The following is a 20801-nucleotide window of genomic DNA, read 5'->3' as shown; positions in this document are numbered from 1 at the left end:
CGGCGGAACCGGGGGAGCAGCCGAGAATGATCTTCGACGACATCACCGACGCGATCGGCCACACGCCGCTGGTGCGCCTGCGCGTGCCCGCGGCCGAGGGGGTCGAGGTCTACGCCAAGCTGGAGCTCCAGAACCTGTTCGGCATGAAGGACCGCGTGGCCGCGAACATCGTGCTGGAGGCCAAGCGGGTCGGCGCGCTCGCCGACGGCGCGCACATCGTGGAGAGTTCGTCGGGCACGATGGCGCTCGGCGTGGCGCTGGTCGGCACCGCCCTCGGCCACCCGGTGCACATCGTCACCGACCCGCGCATCGACCGGATGACGCTCGCGAAGCTGCGCGCCCTCGGGTGCCGGGTGCACGTCGTGGAGGCGATGACCTCGCACGGCTGGCAGAGCGCGCGCCTGGAGGCGTTGGAGCGGTTGATGGCCGACCTGCCCGGCGCGTTCTGGCCGCAGCAGTACAGCAACCCCGACAACCCCGGCGCCTACCGCAAGCTGGCCCGCGAGGTGCTGGACGACCTCGGCTCGGTCGACGTGCTGGTCGGGTCCGTCGGCAGCGGCGGCTCGCTGTGCGGCACGTCGCGCGCCCTGCGGGAGAGCCTGCCGGACCTGCACGTGGTGGGCGTGGACTGCGTCGGCAGCGCCCTGTTCGACCAGCCCGACGAGCCGCGCCGGCGGCAGAGCGGCCTGGGCAACAGCCTGCTGCCCAAGAACCTCGACCGCACCCTGGTCGACGAGGTGCACTGGCTGAACGACCACGAGGCGTTCGCGGCGACCCGGGCGCTGGCGGCCGAGCAGCAGATCTTCGCGGGCAACACGTCCGGCTCGGTCTACCGGGTGCTCACCGACGTGGCGTCGCGCGCCGAGCCGGGCACCCGCATCGTGGGCATCTTCCCCGACCGCGGCGACCGCTACGCCGACACCGTCTACAGCGACGAGTACTGGGCCTCGTCCGGGCTGGCCGACCTGGCCGTGGCCGACGCGCCCGAGCAGGTCGACTACGGCACCGAGGTCGACCGGTGGTCCCGGTCGGTGAACAAGAGCGGCCGGGACTTCGACCGGCACCTGGTGTTCGTGGAGGCCAACACCACCGGCACGGGGATGCTCGCGCTGGACCTCACCGCCGGCCTGGGCCTGCGGCCGGTGCTGCTGACCGGCAAGCCCGAGCGGTACGCGGGGCTGGCCGCCACCGGAGCCGAGGTGCTGGTGTGCGACACGAACTCGCCGAGCGCGCTGCGCACCGCCGTGCAGGACCGGTTCCGGCGCGAGGAGGTGGCCGGGGTGGTGAGCACCAGCGACTTCTACGCCCCCGCCGTGGCCGACCTCGCCGCCTGGCTGGGCCTGCCGCGCAACCCGGTGGACGCGGTGCGCACGTGCCGCGACAAGTCGCTGCTGCGCCGCCGCCTGGCCGAGGAGGGTGTGCCGCAGCCCCGGTTCGCGGTGCTGGACGAGCCGGTGACGGCGGACGCCGTGGCCGCGGCGGTCGCCGGGGTCGGGTTGCCGTGCGTGGTGAAGCCCGTGGACGACTCCGGCTCCAACCTCGTGGTGCTGTGCCACGACACCGCGCAGGTCGCCGTGGCGGCCGAACGCGTGCTGGCGGTGCGGGAGAACGTCCGCGGCCTGCCGACCGCCCGCCGCGTGCTGGTCGAGCAGTACGCGCGCGGCCCGGAGTTCAGCGTGGAGCTGTTCGGCTGGGCGGGCGAGTCGCACCTGGTCGGCGTCACGCGCAAGTCCGTCACCGGCGGGCCGCACTTCGTGGAGCACCGGCACCTCTTCCCCGCGCCGCTCGACCCCGCGGACGCCGACGCGCTCGCCGACGCCGCCCGGCGGGCGGTCGAGGCGGCCGGGATGACGCTGGGGGCCACGCACACCGAGGTCGTGCTGACCGAGCGCGGCCCGGCCGTGGTGGAGGTGAACCCGAGGCTCGCCGGCGGCATGATCCCCGAGCTGATCCGCCTGGCCACCGGGGTGCAGCTGCTGGAGCAGCAGTTGCGCGTGGGCGCCGGCCTGCCACCGGAGCTGGCCGCGGGGGACACCGGGCACGCGGGCATCGCGTTCCTGCTCGCGCCGGAGCACGGCGTGCTGCGCGGGGTCGACGGGGTGGCCGCCGCCCGCGCCGTGCCCGGGGTGGTCGAGGTGACCGTCACCGCCCGGGTCGGCGCGACCGTGCGCCCGCCCGCCAACGCCTACGACCGCCTGGGCTACGTCATCGCCCGCGCCGCGAGCCCGGAGGAGGTCGACGCCGCGCTCACCGCCGCGCTCGGCCGGATCGACACCCGCATCGAGTCGGAGGGCGACCAGTGATCGAGCTGCGCAGCGACACCTTCACCCTGCCCACCCCGGACATGCTCAAGGCGATGGTCGCCGCGCCGCTGGGCGACGACGTGTACGGCGAGGACCCGACCGTGCGCGAGCTGGAGGAGCTGGCCGCCGCCACGCTCGGCAAGCAGGCGGCGTGCCTCACGCCCAGCGGCACCATGGCGAACCTCACCGCGATCATGGCGCACGCCCCGCGCGGCGCGAAGGTGCTCGTGGGCGACGAGTCCGACATCCACATCTACCAGGCCGGCGGCGCGGCCGTGGTGGGCGGGGTGGTCTACGAGCCGGTCCGCACCGCCGCCGACGGCACGCTGGCCCTGGACGACCTGGCCCGCGGTTTCCCCGACGACCCGGACGACCCGCAGTTCGCGCTCCCCGCGCTGATCTGCCTGGAGGACACGCACAACCGGGCGGGCGGCAAGGTGCTGCCACCGGGCTACCTGGCGGAGGTGCGGCGGTTCGCCGACGAGCGCGGGGTCGCCGTGCACCTGGACGGCGCGCGGGTGTTCAACGCCGCCGTGGCGTCGGGCGTGCCGGTCGCGCGCATCGCCGAGCACGTCGACTCCGTGCAGTTCTGCCTGTCCAAGGGCCTGGGCGCGCCCATCGGCTCGATCGTCGCCGGCCCGGCGGAGTTCATCACCGCGGTGCGGCGGCTGCGCAAGCTGCTGGGTGGGGGGATGCGCCAGGCCGGGGTGATCGCGGCGGCGGGCATCCTCGCCATCACCAACGCCCACCGGCTCGCCGAGGACCACGCCAACGCCCGCCGGCTCGCCGAGGGGCTGGCCGGTGTGGACGGCGTCGAAGTGGACCCCGCGCAGGTGCAGACCAACATCGTGATGTTCCGCGTGCACGGGTTCAGCTGGCAGGCGTTCGTGGCCGCCGCCGCGGCCGAGGGCCTGGCCGTGGGCGAGCTGGGCCACGGGCGCATCCGCGCCGTCACGCACTCCGGCGTGACGGAGGCCGACGTGGACCGGGCGGTGGCGGTGGTCCGCGCCGTGGTGGAGCGAGGGCCGCGCGGATGAGCACCGACCGGATGAGCGCCGACCCGGGTTCGACGGCGGGCGTCTACGTGTTCCCGGCGTCGCGGGCGCAGTACCAGATGTTCTTCGTGCAGCAGGTGGTCGGCGACGCGCCGACCTACCACGTGCCGCTGTGCTACCGGCTGACCGGTGACGTGGACGAGGCCGCGCTGCGCCGTTCCGTCGCCGACGTGGTCGCCCGGCACGAGGCGCTGCGCACCCGCTTCGCGCTCGTCGACGGTGAGCTGGCGCAGGTGGTGGACCCGGTGGCGGAGCCCGAGTTCACGGTGGCGCGGCCGGGTGCGGTCGACGGCCCCGGCTGGGCCGACGACCGGGTGGCCCGTGAGGCGGCGCGGCCGTTCGACCTGGAGCGCGGGCCGCTGTTCCGGGTCGCGCTGCTGCGCCCGGGCAGGACCGAAGCGGTGCTGGTGCTGACCATGCACCACATCGTGTGCGACGGCTGGTCGGCCGACCTCGTGTTCCACGAGGTGGTCGAGGGCTACGCGGCGCACGCCTCGGGCCGCGAGCCCGACCTGCCCGAGCCCGAGTTCCAGTACGCCGACTACTCCGGCTGGCAGGACGAGTGGCTGGCCGGGCCCGCCGCGGCGGCGCAGCTCGCGCACTGGCGCGCCGTGCTGGCGCACCCGCTGCCCGTGCTGGAGCTGCCCGGCGAGGGCGCGGGCGGCCCGCCCTCGGGCGCGGACCTGCCGTTCGACCTGCCGACCGGCGCGGTGGAGCGGCTGCGGGAGCTGGCCGCCGAGACCGGGGCGACGCTGTTCATGGTGGGGTTGGCGGCCTTCCAGGTGCTGCTGCGCGAGCTGTCCGGCGTGGACGACGTCATCGTCGGCACGGTGTCGGCCAACCGCGCCCGGCCCGAGTTCGCGGGCACGGTCGGCTTCCTGGTCAACACGCTCGCGGTGCGCGTCCGGCTGGACGACGACCCGACGTTCCGCGATGTGCTCCACCGCGTGCGCGACACCGCGCTGGACGCCTTCGCCAACCAGGACGTGCCGTTCGAGCTGGTGGTGGAGGAGGTGAAGCCGCCGCGCGCGGGCGACCGCCACCCGGTCTTCCAGGTGCTGTTCACCTTCTTCGAGCCGGGGGACGGCGCCCGCACGGCCGCCGGGGTCGGCTTCACGCCGTTCCTGCTCGACTCGGGCACGGCGAAGTTCCCGCTCACCCTGGAGGTCACCGACCGCGGGCGCGGCGCGGGCGCGAACTTCGAGTACCGGTCGGACCTGTTCACCGCCGAGCAGGTGGGCCGGTTCGCCGAGCGCTACGCCCGGCTGCTGGAGGAGGTGGCCGCCGACCCGGACCGGCCGCTCGCCCCGGCCGCCGGCCGCCCGCGGCAGTCCGAAGTGGACGACTGGGACGAGCCGGCGCCGTACGCCGCGCCGACCAACGCGGTGGAGGCCGTGCTGGCGGGCATCTGGGCGCAGGTGCTCGGGCGCGATCCGGTCGGCATCGACGACAACTACTTCGAGCTCGGCGGCGACTCGATCCGCAGCGTGCAGCTGCTGGCCCGGGCCCGCGAGCACGGCCTCGGCATCAAGGTCACCGACCTCGTGCTGCACCAGACGATCCGCGAACTCGCGCCGCGCACCACGCTGGTCGAGTCGGGCGACACCGCCGAGGACGGCCGCCTGGACCTGCTCACGCCCGCCGACCGGGAGCTGATCGGCGACGACGTGGTCGACGCCTACCCGCTGTCGGCGTTGCAGGCGGGGATGCTCTACCACAGCGAGTCGGCCGACTCCGAGCAGCTCTACCACAACGTCGCCACCTACCACCTGCGGGCGGAGCACTCCGAGGCCGCGTGGCGCGAGGCCGTGACGGCCCTGCTCGCCCGGCACGAGGTGCTGCGCACGTCGTTCGCGGTGGCCGGGTTCACCGAGCCGGTGCAGCTCGTGCACGCCGACGTGCCCACCCCGCTCACGTTCGAGGACCTGCGCGGCGCGGTCGACGTGGAGGCGGCCGTGGCCGCGCGGTTCCGCGCCGAGCGGGCCAGGCCGTTCGACTGGACCCGCCCGCCGCTGATCCGCTTCCACGTCCAGCGCCGCGCCGACGACGAGGCGCAGCTGTGGATCGTCGAGCACCACGCGATCATGGACGGCTGGAGCGGCCGGTCGCTGTTCGCCGAGCTGCTCACCCTCTACGTCCGGGCGCTCGGCCACGACCGCGAGGTGCCGCCGCCGCCCCGTGCCCGCTTCCGCGAGTTCGTCGCCCTCGAACGCGCCGCGCTCGCCGACGACGCCCACCGCGCGTTCTGGACCGACCTGCTCGACGACGTCACGGCGGGCGCCCTGCCGCTGGGCGGCCCCGCCACGGCCGAGCCGGACATGGCCATGGCGGAGTTCACCGTGCCCGCCGAGGTCGGCGAGGGGCTGCTGGCGCTGGCCAACCGGCTCAAGGTGTCGGTGCGCGTGGTGCTGCTGGCCGCCCACCTGCGCGTGATGTCGCTGCTGTCGGGGCGGGACGACGTGGTGACCGGCGTGGTCTACCACGGCCGCGGCGAGCAGACCGACGGCGACCGCGTCCTGGGCCTGTTCCTCAACACCGTGCCGTTCCGGTTGAGGTTGGCCGACGGCACGTGGGCCGACCTGGTGAGGCAGGTCGCCGGGACGGACCTGGCGATCCAGCCCCACCGCCGGTTCCCGCTGGCCGAGCTGCAACGCGCGCACGGCGGCGAGCCGCTGTTCGAGACGTTCTTCAACTACACGCACTTCCACGTCTCGCGCGACCAGCCGTCCGGCGACGTGCTGGAGCTGCTGGACGAGGACAGCGTGGTGCCGACCAACTTCCCGTTCGGCGCCGAGTTCTTCCGCGACGCCGAGACCGGCGAGATCGCCATCGGCCTGCGGCACGACCGGACCCGGCTCGACACCGGGCAGGTCGAGCGGGCGCGCGACTACTACCTGGCCGCGCTGCGCGCGCTCGTCGCGGACCCGGACGGGTCGCACGTCGACGCGGAGCTGCGGCCGGAGCGGGAACGGGCGCAGCTCGCCGCGTGGAACGACACCGACCGGCACTACGACCGGCCGCACCTGCTGCACGCCCTCACCCGCGGCGAACCGGACGCGCCGGCCGTGCGCTTCGAGGACACCGTGCTGACCTACCGCGAGTTCGAGGCACGCGCCAACCGCCTCGCGCACCGGCTGGTCGCGCTCGGCGTCGGCCCCGGCACGTTCGTCGGCGTGAGCGCCGCGAGGTCGGTGGAGCTGGTCGTCGCGCTGCACGCGGTCGTGCGCGCGGGCGGGGCGTACCTGCCCCTGGACCCGGACAACCCGCCGGCGCGCATCCGCGAGATGGTCGACCAGGCGCGGCCGGTGGTGCTGCTGGCCGATGGGGACCTGCCCGGCGCGCACCGCCTGGACGTCCCCGCCGACCAGCCGGACACCCCGCCGGAGACGGCGGTGACACCGGACGACCCGGCGTACCTGATCTTCACGTCCGGCTCGACCGGCCGGCCCAAGGGCGTCGTGGTCTCGCACCGCGCCATCGCCAACCGGCTGCTGTGGATGCAGGACGAGTACCCGATCGGGCCGGACGACCGCGTGCTGCAGAAGACGCCGTACTCGTTCGACGTGTCGGTGTGGGAGTTCTTCTGGCCGCTGATGACCGGCGCGTGCCTGGTCGTCGCCCGGCCGGACGGGCACCGCGACCCCGCCTACCTGACCCGACTCGTCCGCGAGGCCGGGGTGACGGTGCTGCACTTCGTGCCGTCGATGCTGCGGGCGTTCCTGGACGACGACGGCGTGCCCGCGTGCACGTCGCTGCGGCGGGTGTTCGCCAGCGGCGAGGCGCTGCCGCACGACCTCCAGCAGCGGTTCTTCGCCACCCACCCGGCCGAGCTGGTCAACCTGTACGGGCCGACGGAGGCCGCGGTGGACGTCAGCCACTGGCGGTGCCGCGACGACGGGCGCGCGGTCGTGCCGATCGGGCGGCCCATCGCCAACGTCCGCCTGCACGTGCTGGACGCGCGCCGCAGGCCCGTGCCGCTCGGCGTGACCGGCGAGCTGCACATCGGCGGCGTCGGCCTCGCCGACGGGTACGTGGGCCGGCCCGACCTGACCGCCGAGCGGTTCGTCGACGGCCTGTACCGCACCGGCGACCTGGCCCGGCGCCTGCCGGGCGGCGAGCTGGAGTACCTGGGCCGGGCGGACGACCAGGTCAAGGTGCGCGGGTTCCGGGTCGAGCCGGCCGAGGTGGAGGCGGTGCTGGGCGGGCACGACGGCGTGCGCGAGTGCGCGGTCGTGGCCCGGGACGGCGCGCTGGCCGCGTTCTTCGTCGGCGACGCGGACCCGGCGGCGCTGCGGGCCTTCCTGCTGGACCGACTGCCCGAGCACATGGTGCCGCAGCTGTGGCAGTCGGTGGACGCGATCCCGCTGTCGCCCCACGGCAAGGTGGACCGCAAGGCACTGGCCGCCGTCGAGGTGCGACGGGACCGGCCGTCCGCCGTCGAGCCCGCGACCGAGGCCGAACGCGTGCTGCTGGAGCTGTGGCGCGACGTGCTCGGCGTCGAGGACGTGGGCGTGCTGGACACGTTCGGCGAGCTGGGCGGCCACTCGCTCAAGGCCCTGCGGCTGCTCACCGCGGTGCGCAAGCGGTTCGGCCGGGCGCTGCCGGTGACCGAGCTGCTCGACGGCGGCACGGTCCGCTCGATCGCGGCCCGGCTCACCGACGGCGGCGCGGGCGTGGACGACCGGCCCCGGCTGCACCTGCTGCGCCCCGGGCTCGACGGCACGCCCGTGGTGCTGGTGCACCCGGCGGGCGGCACTTTGCTCGCCTACCGGGCGCTGGTCGAGGCGATCGACCCGCGCCACCCGGTGCACGGGGTGTCGGCCGCGGCCCGGCCCGCCGCGAGCGTCGGGGAGACCGCCGCCGCCTACCTCGACCTGCTGCGCGACCTGCCCCGGCACCACCTGGCCGGCTGGTCGTTCGGCGCGGTGGTGGCGCACGAGATGGCGGTCCGCGCGCCGGACCGCGTCGCCTCGCTGACCATGGTCGACCCGTCCTACCCGGGCCAGTACGACCCCGACGACGCGGACGGCGCGGACCTGGCCGAGCAGCTGCGCCGGGAACTCGGCGACGACCACGGCCGGGACGCGGACGCGCTGCTCGCCGTGTTCGAGGCCAACGTGCGCGCCCACGCCCGGCACCGGCCGGGCCGCCACGGCGGCGACGCGGTGTTCGTGCAGGGCGAGGAGAACCGCGAGCACGACAGCGCGGGGCACTGGGCACGGCACGTCACCGGCCGTTTCACCGTGCACGACCTGCCCGCCGACCACTTCTCGCTCGTGCGGCCACCGCACGCGGCGGCGGTCGCGGCGCTGCTCGACCTCGACGGGGGAGGCCGCGCGTGACCCGCATCGGCCACGGCCGCGCCTTCGGCACGTTCGGCGAACTGCTCCAGGGCGTGCTGCCCGAGGAGGAGCGCGACTTCCTGGTCACGCTGCCGATCACCGAGTACTCGTCGGCGCGGTTCGAGCTGACCGGCGAGCACGACCCGGTGGTCGTGACCCCGCCGAACAAGGACAAGTCACGGCTGCTGGTGGAGCGGATGCTCGCCACCGGCGGCCACCGCGGCGGCGGCGTGCTCGAACTCGCGGGCAGGCTCCCCGAGGGCAAGGGCCTCGCCAGCTCCTCCGCCGACCTGGTGGCGACCGCGCGGGCCGTGGCCGCCGCGCTGGAGCAGCCGCTCGACGCCGTGGCGATCGAGGGGTTCCTGCGGCACATCGAGCCCACGGACGGGGTCATGCACGACGGGATCGTGGCGTTCTACCACCGCGAGGTGCGGCTGCGGGAACGCCTGGGCTGCCTGCCGGTGCTGACCATCGTCGGGGTCGACGAGGGCGGCCAGGTGGACACCGTGCGGCACAACCGGGTGCCCAAGCCGTACTCCGCGCGGGACCGGGCGGAGTACGCCGAGCTGCTGGACGCGCTGACCGCGGCGGTGCGCGGGCACGACCTGGCCGCGGTCGGCGCCGTCTCCACCCGCAGCGCCGAGCTGAGCACGAAGGTCCGGCCGCGCCCGCTGCTGGCGTCGCTGCGGCGCATCGGCGCGGAGGTGGACGCGCTCGGCCTGGTGATCGCGCACAGCGGGACGGTGATCGGCGTCCTCATCGCCGACCACGACCCGGCCCGCGAGGACAAGGTGCGTTTCGTGGTCGAGCAGTGCCGCGGCCTGTCCGGGACGGTGTCGTTGCACACGTCGCTGTGCGTCGAGTCGACCTGCGCGCCGCAGAGGGTGGGTGCCTGATGGAGGTCACCATCCCGGCCCGCTTCAACGGGCCGCCCGACTCCGGCCAGGGCGGGTACGCGTGCGGGCTGCTGGCCGGGCTCGCCCCGCCCGCCGCCGGGCACGCCGTGGTCACCCTGATCGCGCCGCCGCCGTTGGACACGCCGATGCGGCTGGAGGCGGGCGCGCGCCGGTCGCACCTGTGGCTGGGCGACCGGCTCATCGCCACGGTGAGCGGGGCGCGGAAACCCGTCCCGGTGGTGGAGCCGGTGTCGCCGGACGAGGCGCGGCGCGCCTCCGAGGGCTACCTGGGCCACCGCGACCACCCGTTCCCGACCTGCTTCGTGTGCGGCCACGACCGGGAGGACGGGCTGCGGCTCGCACCGGGCCCGGTGGCCGGGCGCGACGGCGTGGTGGCGTGCGGGTGGGTGCCCGAGGAGGCGTCGACCGAGGTGTTGTGGGGCGTGCTGGACTGCCCCGGCGGCTGGACCGCCGACCCGCGCGCGGACCCGATGGTGCTGACCCGGATGACCGCGGAGGTGGTCCGGCCGCCGCGGCCCGGCGCGCCGCACGTCGTCGTCGCGCGCCGGGAGGAGCGGTGGGGGCGGACCGCGGTGAACCTGACCAGCGTGTACGGGCCGGACGGCGACCTGGTCGCCACCTCGACCGCCCGGTGGACCGCGCTCGACGCCGGAGGGGCCTGACATGGGGACGAGACCGAGGGGGTGTGACATGCGGACGATCCCTGCGTTGTTCGCGCGCCAGGTCGCGGCCGTGCCGCGGCGGACCGCCGTGAGCGGGTCCGGGCAGCGGCTGTCCTACGCGGAGCTGGACGAGGCGTCCGCCCGCCTGGCCCACGCGCTGGGCGGGCGCGGTGTCCGGCGCGGGCACGTGGTGGCCGTCCACCTGGCGCGGTCGCCGCTGCTCGCCGTCGCGTTGCTGGGCATCCTCCGCGCCGGGGCGTGCTACCTGGCGCTGGACCCGAACGACCCGCCGGAGCGGCGGGCCGCCGTGCTCGCCGACGCGGGGGCGTCCGTCGTGCTGACCGAGGACGACGTCCTGGTCGACGGACCGCGCGGCCGGGACGTCGAGGTCGGCGCGGAGGACCTGGCCTACATCGCCTACACCTCCGGGTCCACCGGCACGCCGAAGGGCGTGTGCGTGCCCCACCGCGCCGTGGCCCGGCTCGTGCACGAGCCCGACTTCGCCACGTTCACCGCGGACGACGTGGTCCTCCAGCACGCCCCGATCGCGTTCGACGCCTCCACGCTGGAGGTGTGGGGCGCCCTGCTCAACGGCGCCCGCCTGGCCGTGGCGCCGCCGGGCGACCTGTCGCCCGCGGAGGTCGCGGAGGTCGTGCGCGCCGAGGGCGTCACCGTCGCGTGGCTGACCGCCGGTCTGTTCCACCAGGTCGTCGACACCGCCCCGGCGGACCTCAAGGGCGTGCGGCAGCTCATCGCCGGCGGCGACGTGCTGTCACCGTCCCACGTGGACAAGGCGGTGGCGCTGCTGCCGGACACCGTCCTGGTCAACGGCTACGGTCCGACCGAGAACACCACCTTCACCTGCTGCCACCCCGTCCGCGGCGGGCTCACCACGGCGACCGTGCCGATCGGCACGCCGATCCGCGGCGGCGCGGTGCACCTGCTCGACGCCGACCTGCGGCCGGTGCCGGACGGCGAGGTCGGCGAGCTGTACGCGGCGGGCGAGGGCCTGGCGCACGGTTACCTCGACCGGCCCGCGCTGACCGCCGAGCGGTTCCTGCCGGACCCGGCGACACCGGGCGGGCGCATGTACCGCACCGGGGACCTCGCCCGCCGGCTGCCCGACGGCTCGTACGAGTTCGTCGGCCGCGCCGACGCGCAGGTCAAGCTGCGCGGGTTCCGGGTGGAGCCCGGCGAGGTGGAGGCCGCCCTCACCGCGCACCCGGACGTGGCCGACGCCGCGGTGGTGGCGCAGCCCGACCGGTCGGGCGGCAAGCGGCTGGCCGCCTTCTACACCACCGAGGGCCTGGTCTCCGTCGCCGAGCTGCGGCGCACGCTCGCCGCCGCGCTGCCCCGGTACATGGTGCCCGCGACGTTCAGCCGGCTGCCCGCGCTGCCGCTGACCCCCAACGGCAAGGTGGACCGCGCGGCCCTGGCCGCCACACCGGTGCGCGCGCGGCCCGACCTCGACACCGACTACCGCGCTCCGGACGGCGAGCTGGAGCAGTGGCTGGCCCGGCTGTGGGCCGATGTGCTGGAGGTCGACGAGGTCGGCGTGGACGACGACTTCTTCGAGCTGGGCGGCCACTCGCTGCTCGCGACGGTGATCACCACGGAGATCGCCAACGAGCGCGGCACGTTCGTCCGCGCCCGCACGTTCTACGAGAACCCCACGATCGCCGAGCTGGCCGAGCACCTGGACGCGGCGGGGGAACCCCGATGAGGCTGAGCGCACCGACCGGCCACGAGGCGGTCGACCTCGACGCGGTGGACCTGTTCGACGCCGCCACCTACTCCGACGGCGACCCGCACGTGGTGTGGCACGCCATGCGTGAGCGCGCGCCCGTGCACCGCCAGGTGCTGCCGGACGGGCGCGGGTTCGCGTCCGTGACGCGGCACGCCGACGTCAGCGCCGTGCTGCGCGACCACACCAGGTTCACCTCCAGGCGCGGCACGCTGCTGTCCATCCTCGGCGGCGTCGACCCGGCGGCGAACAAGATGATGGCCGCCAGCGACCCGCCCGTGCACACCGCCATGCGCGAGCCGATGGCCAAGGCGCTGTCGTTCGCCGCCCTGCGGTCCCGTCACCCCTCGGTGCTCGCCGTGGTGCGGCGGATGATCGCCCCGCTGGCGGGTGGCGAGCCGTGGGACGTGGCGCAGGCCGGCACGGGTTTCCCGATGGAGTTCACCGGCGCGCTGATGGGCCTGCCCGAGGCGGACTGGCCGGAGCTGGCCCGGCTCACCACGATGGCCGTCGCGCCGGAGGACCCGTCGTTCGGAGCGGAGGCCGGGCACGGCTCGCTGGTCGCCGCCCACCACGAGCTGTTCGAGTACTTCGCCGAGCAGGTCCAGGGCCGCGGCGAGCGCGACGACCTGATCGGGTTCCTCAAGGCGATGGACCTCGGCGGTCGCGGGATGCGCGCCGACGAGCTGGTCTACAACTGCTACAGCCTGCTGCTGGGCGCCAACGTCACCACACCGCACGCCGTGGCCGCGACCGTGCAGGCGTTCGCCGAGCACCCCGACGAGTACGCGCGGCTCACCGGCGACCGCGACCAGACGTCCCTCGCGGTGGAGGAGGGGCTGCGCTGGGCGTCGCCCGCGAACCACTTCATGCGTTACGCCGTGGTCGACACGGAGCTGAGCGGGCAGCCGATCCGGGCGGGCGAGGCGGTCGTGGCCTGGCTGGGTTCGGCCAACCGCGACGAGCGGGTCTTCGCCGACCCCTACCGGTTCGACGTCGCCCGCACGCCCAACCGCCACGTGGCGTTCGGGTTCGGCCCGCACTACTGCATCGGGGCGCCGCTCGCGCGCATCGCCCTGCGCCTGCTGTTCGGCGAGCTGGTGCGGCTGGTCGAGCGGTTCGAGCCCGCCGGCCCGGTGGCGCACCTGAGGTCCAACTTCGTGGCGGGCATCCGGAGCATGCCGGTGCGCGCCGTCCTGCGGCCCGGCGCCGCGGCCGAGCTGGAGGGAGGATCCGATGTCGTCCCCGCCGCGTCGAGGTAGGTGGTTGCTGCGGCGGCCCGACCCGGACGCCGCCGCCCGCCTGTTCGTCTTCCCCTACTCCGGGCTGGGCGCGTCGATGTACGCCCGGTGGCCGGCGCGGGTCGGATCGATGGAGGTCTGCGCGGTGCAGCCACCCGGCCGGGAGAACCGCATCCGCGAGCCGCACTACGGTGGCTACACCGACCTCGCCGAGGCCGCCGTGCCGCCGCTGCTGCCGTACCTGGACCGGCCGTTCGCGTTCTTCGGGCACTGCGGCGGCGCGCTCGCGGCGTTCGCCACCGCCGTGCGGCTGCACGAGACGGGCGGACCGGCGCCCACCGTGCTGTTCATGTCCTCCCAGGTGGCCCCGCACGACGGGCCGTACGGGCGGTTCCTGTCCATGACCGACGCCGAGCTGGGCGCCGAGCTGGCCGGCCTGACCCGCGCGATGGGCGGCGACCCGGACCCCGACATGATCGACCTGGGGCTCGGCGTGCTGCGCGCCGACATCGGCGCGAACCAGCGCTACCGGCTGGACGAGCCGATGACCCTGTCGAGCGCGGTGTGCGCCGTCGGGTGGGCCGACGACGTCGAGATCCGGCCCGAGCAGATGGGCGGTTGGCGCGAGTACGCGCCGGACGGCCGGTTCTCCGCGCCCGTGCTGGCCGGGGGCCACCACGCGTTCCTGTCCGCGCCCGACCACCTGGTGACCGAACTCGACCGGACGATGACCGAGGCACTCGCCGCACAACCAGGGGGACGAGCGTGGCCGAGTACGTCCTGAGCTGTTACCTGACCCCGCCGGGCGAGCACGCCGTGCTCCGACCCCGGCACGACCAGAACATCAGCCTCTGGCGGCGCACCGCGACCGCCGTCGAGCTGGTCCGCCTGTGGGAGCTGGAGCGGTTCAGCGGGCAGAAGCACCACTACTGGCCGCTCTACACCCCCGAACGCGCCGAGGCCGTGCTGACCGAACTGCTCGCCGCGGAGGGCCTGACCCTCGCCGACGTCGGCGCCACCTGGGGCACGCCGGGCCTGCCCGCCGCGCGGGACGTGCCCCTGCCGCCGGGCACCGAGGACTACGCCGTGCACTCGCTGGCCCACCTGTTCAGCGGGCTGCTGATGGACAGCGACGTCTTCGCCGAGGGCACCATCGTGGCGATGGCCGTGGACGCCGCGCCGGACTTCGTGCTGGAGCGCGACGCCAAGCCCTACTGGTACGCGGGCGCGGTGTCGCGGCGGGGCCGGATCACCTACGCGCCGGTCGACTCGCCCGCCCCGCTGTACTCGGCGGCCGAGCAGCTGTTCGGCAAGGAGCCGGGCACGCTGATGGCGCTGGCCTCCGCCTCGACCGTCGACATCGAGTTCGACGTCGAGCGCGTGACCGCGCTGGACCTCCGCGGCGGCCGGGTGCACCCGGTGTCCGAGGCCGTCCCGTTCGTGGAGTCGATCGTCGCGGCCGCCCGCGGGCAGTTGGCGCGCCGGGAACCCGACCCGGACTTCACCGAGGAGGAGAACCTCCAGAGCGCGGTGATGAAGGTCGTGCAGCGGGCGTGCGAGCTGGTCGCCGTGCGCAACGTGCGCAGCCTGCTCGACCTGACCGGGGTGGACCCCTCGACCGCGTACCTGTCCATGAGCGGCGGCTACGCGCTCAACTGCCCGACCAACACCGCCCTGCTCGACCGGTTCGGCTTCCGCGGCCTGCTCACCCCGCCGTGCGCCAACGACTCGGGCCAGTCCTACGGCCTGGGCCTGCTCGGCTTCTACGCCGGCGGCGCGTTCGACACCGCGCGGCACCGGCTGGGCACCGCCTACCACGGCGCCGAGGTCACCGACCTGGACGAGGCGCTGGCCGAGTTCGCGCCGTGGGTCGAGGAGGTGGACGACTTCTCGCCCGACCGGTTCGTGCTCGACGTGGCGAGGGCGCCGGTGGCGTGGGTGGACGGCGCCGCCGAGATCGGGCCGCGCGCCCTGTGCCACCGCAGCCTCCTCGGCGACCCGCGGTCGGCGAAGACCAAGCAACTGCTCAACGAGCACAAGCAGCGCCAGTGGTGGCGGCCCGTCGCGCCGGTCGTGCTGGCCGAGCACGCGGGCGAGTGGTTCGCCACGGACCGCCCGTCGCCGTTCATGCTCGAAGCGGTCGCCGTGCGGCCGGAGGTGCGCGACCTGGTCCCCGCGATCCTGCACCTCGACGGCTCGGCCCGGCACCAGACCGTGACCGCCGCCGACAACCCGCTGCTGCACCGGGCGCTGCGCGCGTTCCACGACGCGACCGGCGTGCCGGTGCTGTGCAACACCTCCCTCAACGACCGCGGCGAGCCGATCGTGGACACCGCCGCCGAGGCGCTGACGTTCTGCCTGCGCAAGGGCATCGCCGTGGCGTACGTCCTGGGCAGGCGGATCGCGCTGCGCGTCGACGCCGCGGCGGCGTCCCTGCCGCCGCGCACCCGCGACGAGCGGTTGTTCGCCGGGCAGGAATCCGATCGCGACGCCGCGTGGCACAAGTGGGTGGCCGCCGGCTACACCGAGGCCGCCATGTACCTGATGACGCAGATGCCCCAATTGGGGACCGAACCGGAACCGGACGGCGCCGAGGACCTGAATGGGTTGGCCGAGTATGTTGGATCGGTCGACCCGGCGTTCCAATTCTGGGTGGACGAGTTCCGACGCGACCAGGGACCCGGCGTCCGGTTTCCCTCCGGAAGGCACACGTGATGAATGGCCAGCCCGGCAGTTTGTTCCGGCAGGCGAATTTCCGCAACCTGTGGTTCGGGCAGACGCTGTCGTTGTTCGCGGCGGAGATCACCGCCGGTGTGATCCCGTTGCTCGCCGCGCTCACCCTGGACGCCAGCGTGCTGGAGATGGGCGTGCTGTCGGCGGTGTCGTTCCTGCCCTACCTCGTGGTGAGCCTGTTCGCGGGCGTGTGGTTGGACCGGTTGCCCAAGCGCCCGGTGATCATCGCGGCGGACCTCGGGCGGGGCGTGCTGCTGCTCCTCGTGCCGCTGGCCGCCGTGCTCGACCTGCTCAGCATGCCGTTCCTGCTGGTCATCGCGGTGCTGATCGGCGTGGGCACGGTGGTGGCCGACATCGGCAGCGCCTCCTTCCTGCCCAGCGTGGTCGGCCGGCGCGACCTGGTCGACGGCAACGGCAAGCTGGAGATCAGCAACAACGCCTCCCGCATGGCGGGCGAGGCGGTGGGCGGCGCGCTGGTGCAGGTGCTCACCGCGCCGTTCGCGCTGCTGTTCAACACCGCGGCCTACGCGCTGTCGGCGGTGTTCACGCAGCGCATCAAGGTCGATCCGCACGCCGAGCCCGAGGACGAGGACGACGAGGAGCAGCCCGACGCCCGCAAGCCGGACTTCTGGCGGGAGGTGGGGGAGGGCCTGCGGTTCGTCTTCGGCAACCCGATCGTGCGCACGCTCGCCGTCACCGCGCTGCTGTTCAACCTGTTCACGTTCTTCATCGAGCCGGTGTTCCTGATCTTCATCACCCGCACGCTCGCGCTGGAGCCGATCTACATCGGCCTCATCCTGTCCTCGTCCGGCGTCGGCGGCGTGGTGGGCGCGGTGATCTCCGGCTGGGTGTCGCGCAAGCTGCCGCTGGGCACGCTGCTGGTCGTCACGCAGTGGCTGGCGGGCGGCGCGTCCCTGCTGGTGCCCGTGGCCACGCTGGTGCCCAAGCCCGCGGCGGTGGTGCTGATCATCGTCATGCACTTCGTGGACGCGGTGATGGTCATCGTCTACAACGTCAACCAGCGCAGTTACCGGTCCGCGGTCACGCCCGACGCCCTGCAGGGCCGGATGAACGCCTCGATCCGGATGATCGTGATGGGCGTCTGCCCGCTCGGCGCGCTGCTCGGCGGCGTGGTCGGCAACGTGCTCAGCGCCACCACCGCGCTCGTCATCGGCTCGATCGGCATCCTCAGCTCCGGCGCCTACATCGCCTGCACCCGCATCCGCTCGGTCAAGGAGATCCCGACCGAGCAGCCCGCCGGCTGACCGGGCGACGACCAGGAGGGCCACCCCGCGCGGGGCGGCCCTCCTCGCCGTCGCACTTCAGAGCATCGCGGCGAGCGCCGCGGACACCGCCTCGCGGTCGACCTTCCCGCTCGGGGTGCGCGGCAGCGCGGGCAGCACGGCGACCGACTGCGGCACGGCGTGCTCGGGCAGCACGCCCTCAAGGGCCTTGAGCAGGCCCGGCACGTCCAGCTCGGCGCCCGCCTTCGCGGTGACGGCGGCGCGCAGGCTGCGCGCGCCCTCGCCCGCCTCCACCACGACGCACACCGCCGCCGCGACCCCCGGCTGCTCCAGCAGCCAGGCGTCCACCTCCAGCGGGTTCACCCGGTAGCCGCGGATCTTCACGTCGTGGTCCAGGCGGCTGAGGAACCACGCCACCCCGTCCGCGAACCGCACCAGGTCGCCGGTGCGGAACGCCCGCGTGTGGCCGTGCGGGGTCCGCGGCACCTCCACGTAACGGCGCTCGTTCAGCTCGGGCTGGTTCAGGTAGCCCAGCGCCACCGGCAGGCCCGCCACCAGCAGCTCGCCCACGTCCGGCACGTCCGGGTCGGTCGGGTCGAGCAGCAGCTCGCAGCCCGGCAGCGGCACGCCGATCGGCGGCAGCGCGGGCCACGACGAGGGCGGCCCGGTCAGCACGTGCGAGCTGACCATCGCCGACTCGCTCTGCCCGTAGTGGTTGGTCAGCCGGCACCCCGGCAGCCGCTCGAACAGCTCGCGGATCGCGGGCGTGCACACCAGCTGCTCGCCCGCCGTGTTGACCTCGACCAGCGCCAGGTGGTCCAGGGAGTCCTCGGCGGACGCCGCCACGGCCAGCATGGTCAGCGCCACGTTGGGCAGGAACAGCCGCTCCACCCGGTGCTCGGCGAGCCAGTCCAGCAGCTCGAACGGGTCCTGCCGCAGCTCCTCGGGCACGATCACCAGCGTGCCGCCGCCGCACAGCGTGCCCAGCACCTCCTGGAACGACACGTCGAAGTTCAGCGGCGCGAACTGGGCGGTGCGCAGGTCCGGCCGCGGCGAGTGGGTGCGCTGCCACTCGGCCATGCCGTCCAGGCAGCTGTGCGGGAGGGCGACGCCCTTCGGCCAGCCCGTCGAGCCGGACGTGTAGATCACGTACACCGGCAGGTCGGGCGAGCACGCCACCACGTCGTAGGCCGCGCCGGGACCGGGCGGGGGCACGGCCACCGGCACGGCGGGCGAGTCGAACGCGGGCCGCGCGCCGGCGTGCAGCAGCAGCGACGCGCCGCTGTCGGCCAGCATGTGGGTCAACCTGCGCTCCGGGTACTCCGCGTCCAGCGGCACGTAGGTGGCGCCGACCGCGGCCACCGCCAGGAACGCGGTCACGACCTCGGCGCTGCGGGCGCCCGCCACCGCGACCCGGTCGCCGGGGCGCACGCCCCGCTCGTGCAGCAGGGCGACGACCTCGCCGACCCACCCGTGCAGCCGGGCGTAGGTGAACGAGCGGTCGCCGTCGACCACGGCGACCCGCTCCGGGTGCTCGCGGGCCGCCCGCACCAGGGAGTCGAGCAGGCACGGCGGTCGCGCCGGGCCGCCCCACAGGGTCGGTGTCGCAGCGGTCATGTGCCCTCCACTTCGTCACGCCCCAGCCCGTGCAGCCGCATGATCCGGCACAGCTCCAGCGCCGTGCCCCGGCCGGCCTCGCCCAGGCTCGCCATGATCCGGGCCTGCACCTCGGGGGGCTTCTCCTGGCTGAGCTTGAACATCGAGTCCACCGACTCGACGTGGAACCGGAACGCACCCACGCCGCCGACGATCCGGCCGAAGTACTCGTGCGACGACTCGGCCACCCACCCGTCGCCGAACGCGGCCTCGAACACCTCCGCCGTCCGCTTCACCACGTCCAGCGACTCCTCCCGGCTGTCCAGCGGCTCCACCCGGCCGTGCAGGTGCACGGAGACGAAGTCCCAGGTCGGGGCGGCCGGCGAGGTGCGGTAGGTGGTCGGCGTGATGTAGGAGTTCGGCCCGGTGAAGATCAGCACCGCGGCCGGGCGGTCGGCCAGCGCGCGCCAGTGCCCGTTCGCCCGGTTGAGGTGGCCCCACAGCGTGGCGCCGACCAGGTCGCCGTCCTGCGGCGCGTCGGGCGGCCGGACGACGGGCAGGTGCGTGGCCAGCGGGGTGCGCGGCCCGTTGGTGACCAGCGTGGCCAGCGGGTAGTCCCGCACGATCGCGCGCGGCCACTCGTCGTGGGTGGCTCGGTACAGCGGTGGCACGTACATGGCGACCCCCTCACCGTCCCTGGCCGACGATCGACCGGACGATCTCCCCGGCCCGCACGGCCGTGGTCGACAGCAGGCCCGCGGACAGCCCGTGCGACGGCTCGGCGACCGCGCCTTGGAGGTAGATGCCGCAGTGCACGGAGTCCGAGGTCACGACCCGGTAGTCCCGGTCCAGCACCGGCCGGCCCGTCGCGTCGAGCTTGGCCAGGCCGCGCAGCATCGGCGTCGGGTCCGCGGGCCGGTAGCCCGTCGCGCACACCACGGCGTCCACGTCGAGCGCGGACACGGCGCCGGTGGGCAGGTGCTCGACCCGCAGCGTCACCCCGTCGTCGGTCTCGACCAGGTCGTGCAACCGGGAGGCGTTGACGATCCGCAACCGCGACGTGCCCAGCACCTGCTCCCGGTAGCGCGTCCGGTACAGGTGCGCGGACAGGTCGGCGTCCACCACCGAGTAGTTCGTGTTCGCGTGGTACGCCAGCAGCTGGGCCCGGGTGTTGGGCGGCGCGTCGAAGAACAGGTCGACCGCTTCCGGGTCGAACACCGCGTTGGCGAACGGGCTGTCGTCGGCCACGCTGTAGCCGTACCGGGAGAACACCGCGAGCACCTCCGCGCCGGGCAGCGCGCGGTGCAGGTGGTCGGTGACCTCGGCGGCGCTCTGGCCCGCCCCGATCACGGCCACCCGGCGCGGCTCCAGCGCCCCCAGCGCCTCCACCCGGTGCAGCAGCTCGCCGCTGTGCCAGACGCGGGCCGAGTCGCGCACGCCGGGCGGCAGCACCGGCACCAGGCCGGTGGCGATCACCACGTTGCGGGCGCGGTGGGTCGTGACCAGGCCGTCCCGGCGCACCAGCACGTCCAGGTGCTCGACCGCGCCGTCCTCGGCGACCGGTTCGATGCCGACCACCTCGCTGCCGTAGGCGACGGCGTCGGCGAAGTGCCCGGCCACCCACTCCAGGTAGTCGTGGAACTCGATCCGCAGCGGGTAGAGCGTCTTGCTGTTGATGAACCCCGGCAGCCTGCCCCGGGCGTGCAGGTAGGCCACGAAGCTGTGCCTGCTCGCGGGGTTGCGCATGGACACCAGGTCCTTGAGGAAGGACACCTGCATCGTCGCCCCGTCGAGCAGCATCCCCCGGTGCCAGCCGAACCGCGGCTGGCGCTCGAAGAAGCCGGCCGTCAGCGTGCCGACCTCCTCCAGCGCCACCGCGAGCGCCAGGTTCGACGGTCCGAACCCCACGCCGACGACGTCGGCAGCCGTGGTGATCCCGCGCGGTACCGCAGCCAAATCGCTCC

General features: G+C 74.5%; 13 protein-coding genes. 10 read left to right on the top strand and 3 right to left on the bottom strand.

Annotated features, from left to right (window positions below):
- Positions 1-26 precede the first annotated feature (26 nt).
- The 10 genes from ACWEFJ_RS02695 to ACWEFJ_RS02650 are packed head-to-tail and all read left to right on the top strand — an operon-like array spanning position 27 to position 17262.
- Entirely contained in the window at positions 27-2303 is a 2277-nt protein-coding gene (locus ACWEFJ_RS02695) for a pyridoxal-phosphate dependent enzyme (RefSeq protein ID WP_449712700.1), read from the top strand.
- Positions 2300-3340, top strand: coding sequence for a GntG family PLP-dependent aldolase (locus tag ACWEFJ_RS02690; RefSeq protein WP_378087275.1), 1041 nt, complete (start codon positions 2300-2302; stop codon positions 3338-3340). Before ACWEFJ_RS02695 ends, ACWEFJ_RS02690 begins: the two co-directional genes overlap by 4 nt.
- Positions 3337-8700, top strand: a complete 5364-nt coding sequence (locus ACWEFJ_RS02685; protein WP_449712699.1) for an amino acid adenylation domain-containing protein — start codon at positions 3337-3339, stop codon at positions 8698-8700. Before ACWEFJ_RS02690 ends, ACWEFJ_RS02685 begins: the two co-directional genes overlap by 4 nt.
- Complete coding sequence (locus tag ACWEFJ_RS02680; protein WP_378087271.1) at positions 8697-9596, top strand: GHMP family kinase ATP-binding protein; 900 nt, start codon at positions 8697-8699, stop codon at positions 9594-9596. Before ACWEFJ_RS02685 ends, ACWEFJ_RS02680 begins: the two co-directional genes overlap by 4 nt.
- Entirely contained in the window at positions 9596-10279 is a 684-nt protein-coding gene (locus ACWEFJ_RS02675) for a hypothetical protein (protein ID WP_449712698.1), read from the top strand. Before ACWEFJ_RS02680 ends, ACWEFJ_RS02675 begins: the two co-directional genes overlap by 1 nt.
- Positions 10280-10307: 28 nt before the next feature.
- Positions 10308-12002: an amino acid adenylation domain-containing protein gene (locus ACWEFJ_RS02670; protein ID WP_449712697.1), complete on the top strand. Its 1695-nt coding sequence runs from the start codon at positions 10308-10310 to the stop codon at positions 12000-12002.
- Positions 11999-13285 carry a cytochrome P450 gene (locus ACWEFJ_RS02665; protein ID WP_378087266.1) on the top strand — a complete coding sequence of 429 codons (1287 nt, stop codon included), beginning with the start codon at positions 11999-12001 and terminating at the stop codon, positions 13283-13285. Before ACWEFJ_RS02670 ends, ACWEFJ_RS02665 begins: the two co-directional genes overlap by 4 nt.
- Positions 13260-14048 (top strand): thioesterase II family protein, encoded by a 789-nt coding sequence (locus ACWEFJ_RS02660; protein ID WP_449712696.1) that lies wholly within the window; start codon positions 13260-13262, stop codon positions 14046-14048. Before ACWEFJ_RS02665 ends, ACWEFJ_RS02660 begins: the two co-directional genes overlap by 26 nt.
- The gene (locus ACWEFJ_RS02655) at positions 14030-15979 is read left to right on the top strand and encodes a carbamoyltransferase C-terminal domain-containing protein (protein WP_378087262.1); all 1950 of its coding nucleotides are present in this window, start codon (positions 14030-14032) and stop codon (positions 15977-15979) included. The genes ACWEFJ_RS02660 and ACWEFJ_RS02655 overlap by 19 nt, the downstream gene beginning before the upstream one ends.
- Positions 15979-17262: an MFS transporter gene (locus ACWEFJ_RS02650; protein ID WP_378087260.1), complete on the top strand. Its 1284-nt coding sequence runs from the start codon at positions 15979-15981 to the stop codon at positions 17260-17262. The genes ACWEFJ_RS02655 and ACWEFJ_RS02650 overlap by 1 nt, the downstream gene beginning before the upstream one ends.
- A 57-nt stretch (positions 17263-17319) precedes the next feature.
- On the opposite strand, the gene ACWEFJ_RS02645 is transcribed toward ACWEFJ_RS02650, so the two are convergent.
- The 3 genes from ACWEFJ_RS02645 to ACWEFJ_RS02635 are packed head-to-tail and all read right to left on the bottom strand — an operon-like array spanning position 17320 to position 20793.
- Entirely contained in the window at positions 17320-18858 is a 1539-nt protein-coding gene (locus tag ACWEFJ_RS02645) for an AMP-binding protein (RefSeq protein ID WP_378087258.1), read from the bottom strand.
- Positions 18855-19514, bottom strand: a complete 660-nt coding sequence (locus tag ACWEFJ_RS02640; protein ID WP_378087256.1) for an FMN-binding negative transcriptional regulator — start codon at positions 19512-19514, stop codon at positions 18855-18857. Before ACWEFJ_RS02640 ends, ACWEFJ_RS02645 begins: the two co-directional genes overlap by 4 nt.
- A 10-nt stretch (positions 19515-19524) precedes the next feature.
- Positions 19525-20793 (bottom strand): lysine N(6)-hydroxylase/L-ornithine N(5)-oxygenase family protein, encoded by a 1269-nt coding sequence (locus ACWEFJ_RS02635; RefSeq protein ID WP_449712695.1) that lies wholly within the window; start codon positions 20791-20793, stop codon positions 19525-19527.
- Positions 20794-20801 lie beyond the last annotated feature (8 nt).

Source organism: Actinosynnema sp. NPDC004786 (assembly GCF_053601135.1).
Note: the sequence above shows the minus strand (reverse complement) of the source record. Positions and strands in the feature narration are given on the sequence as shown.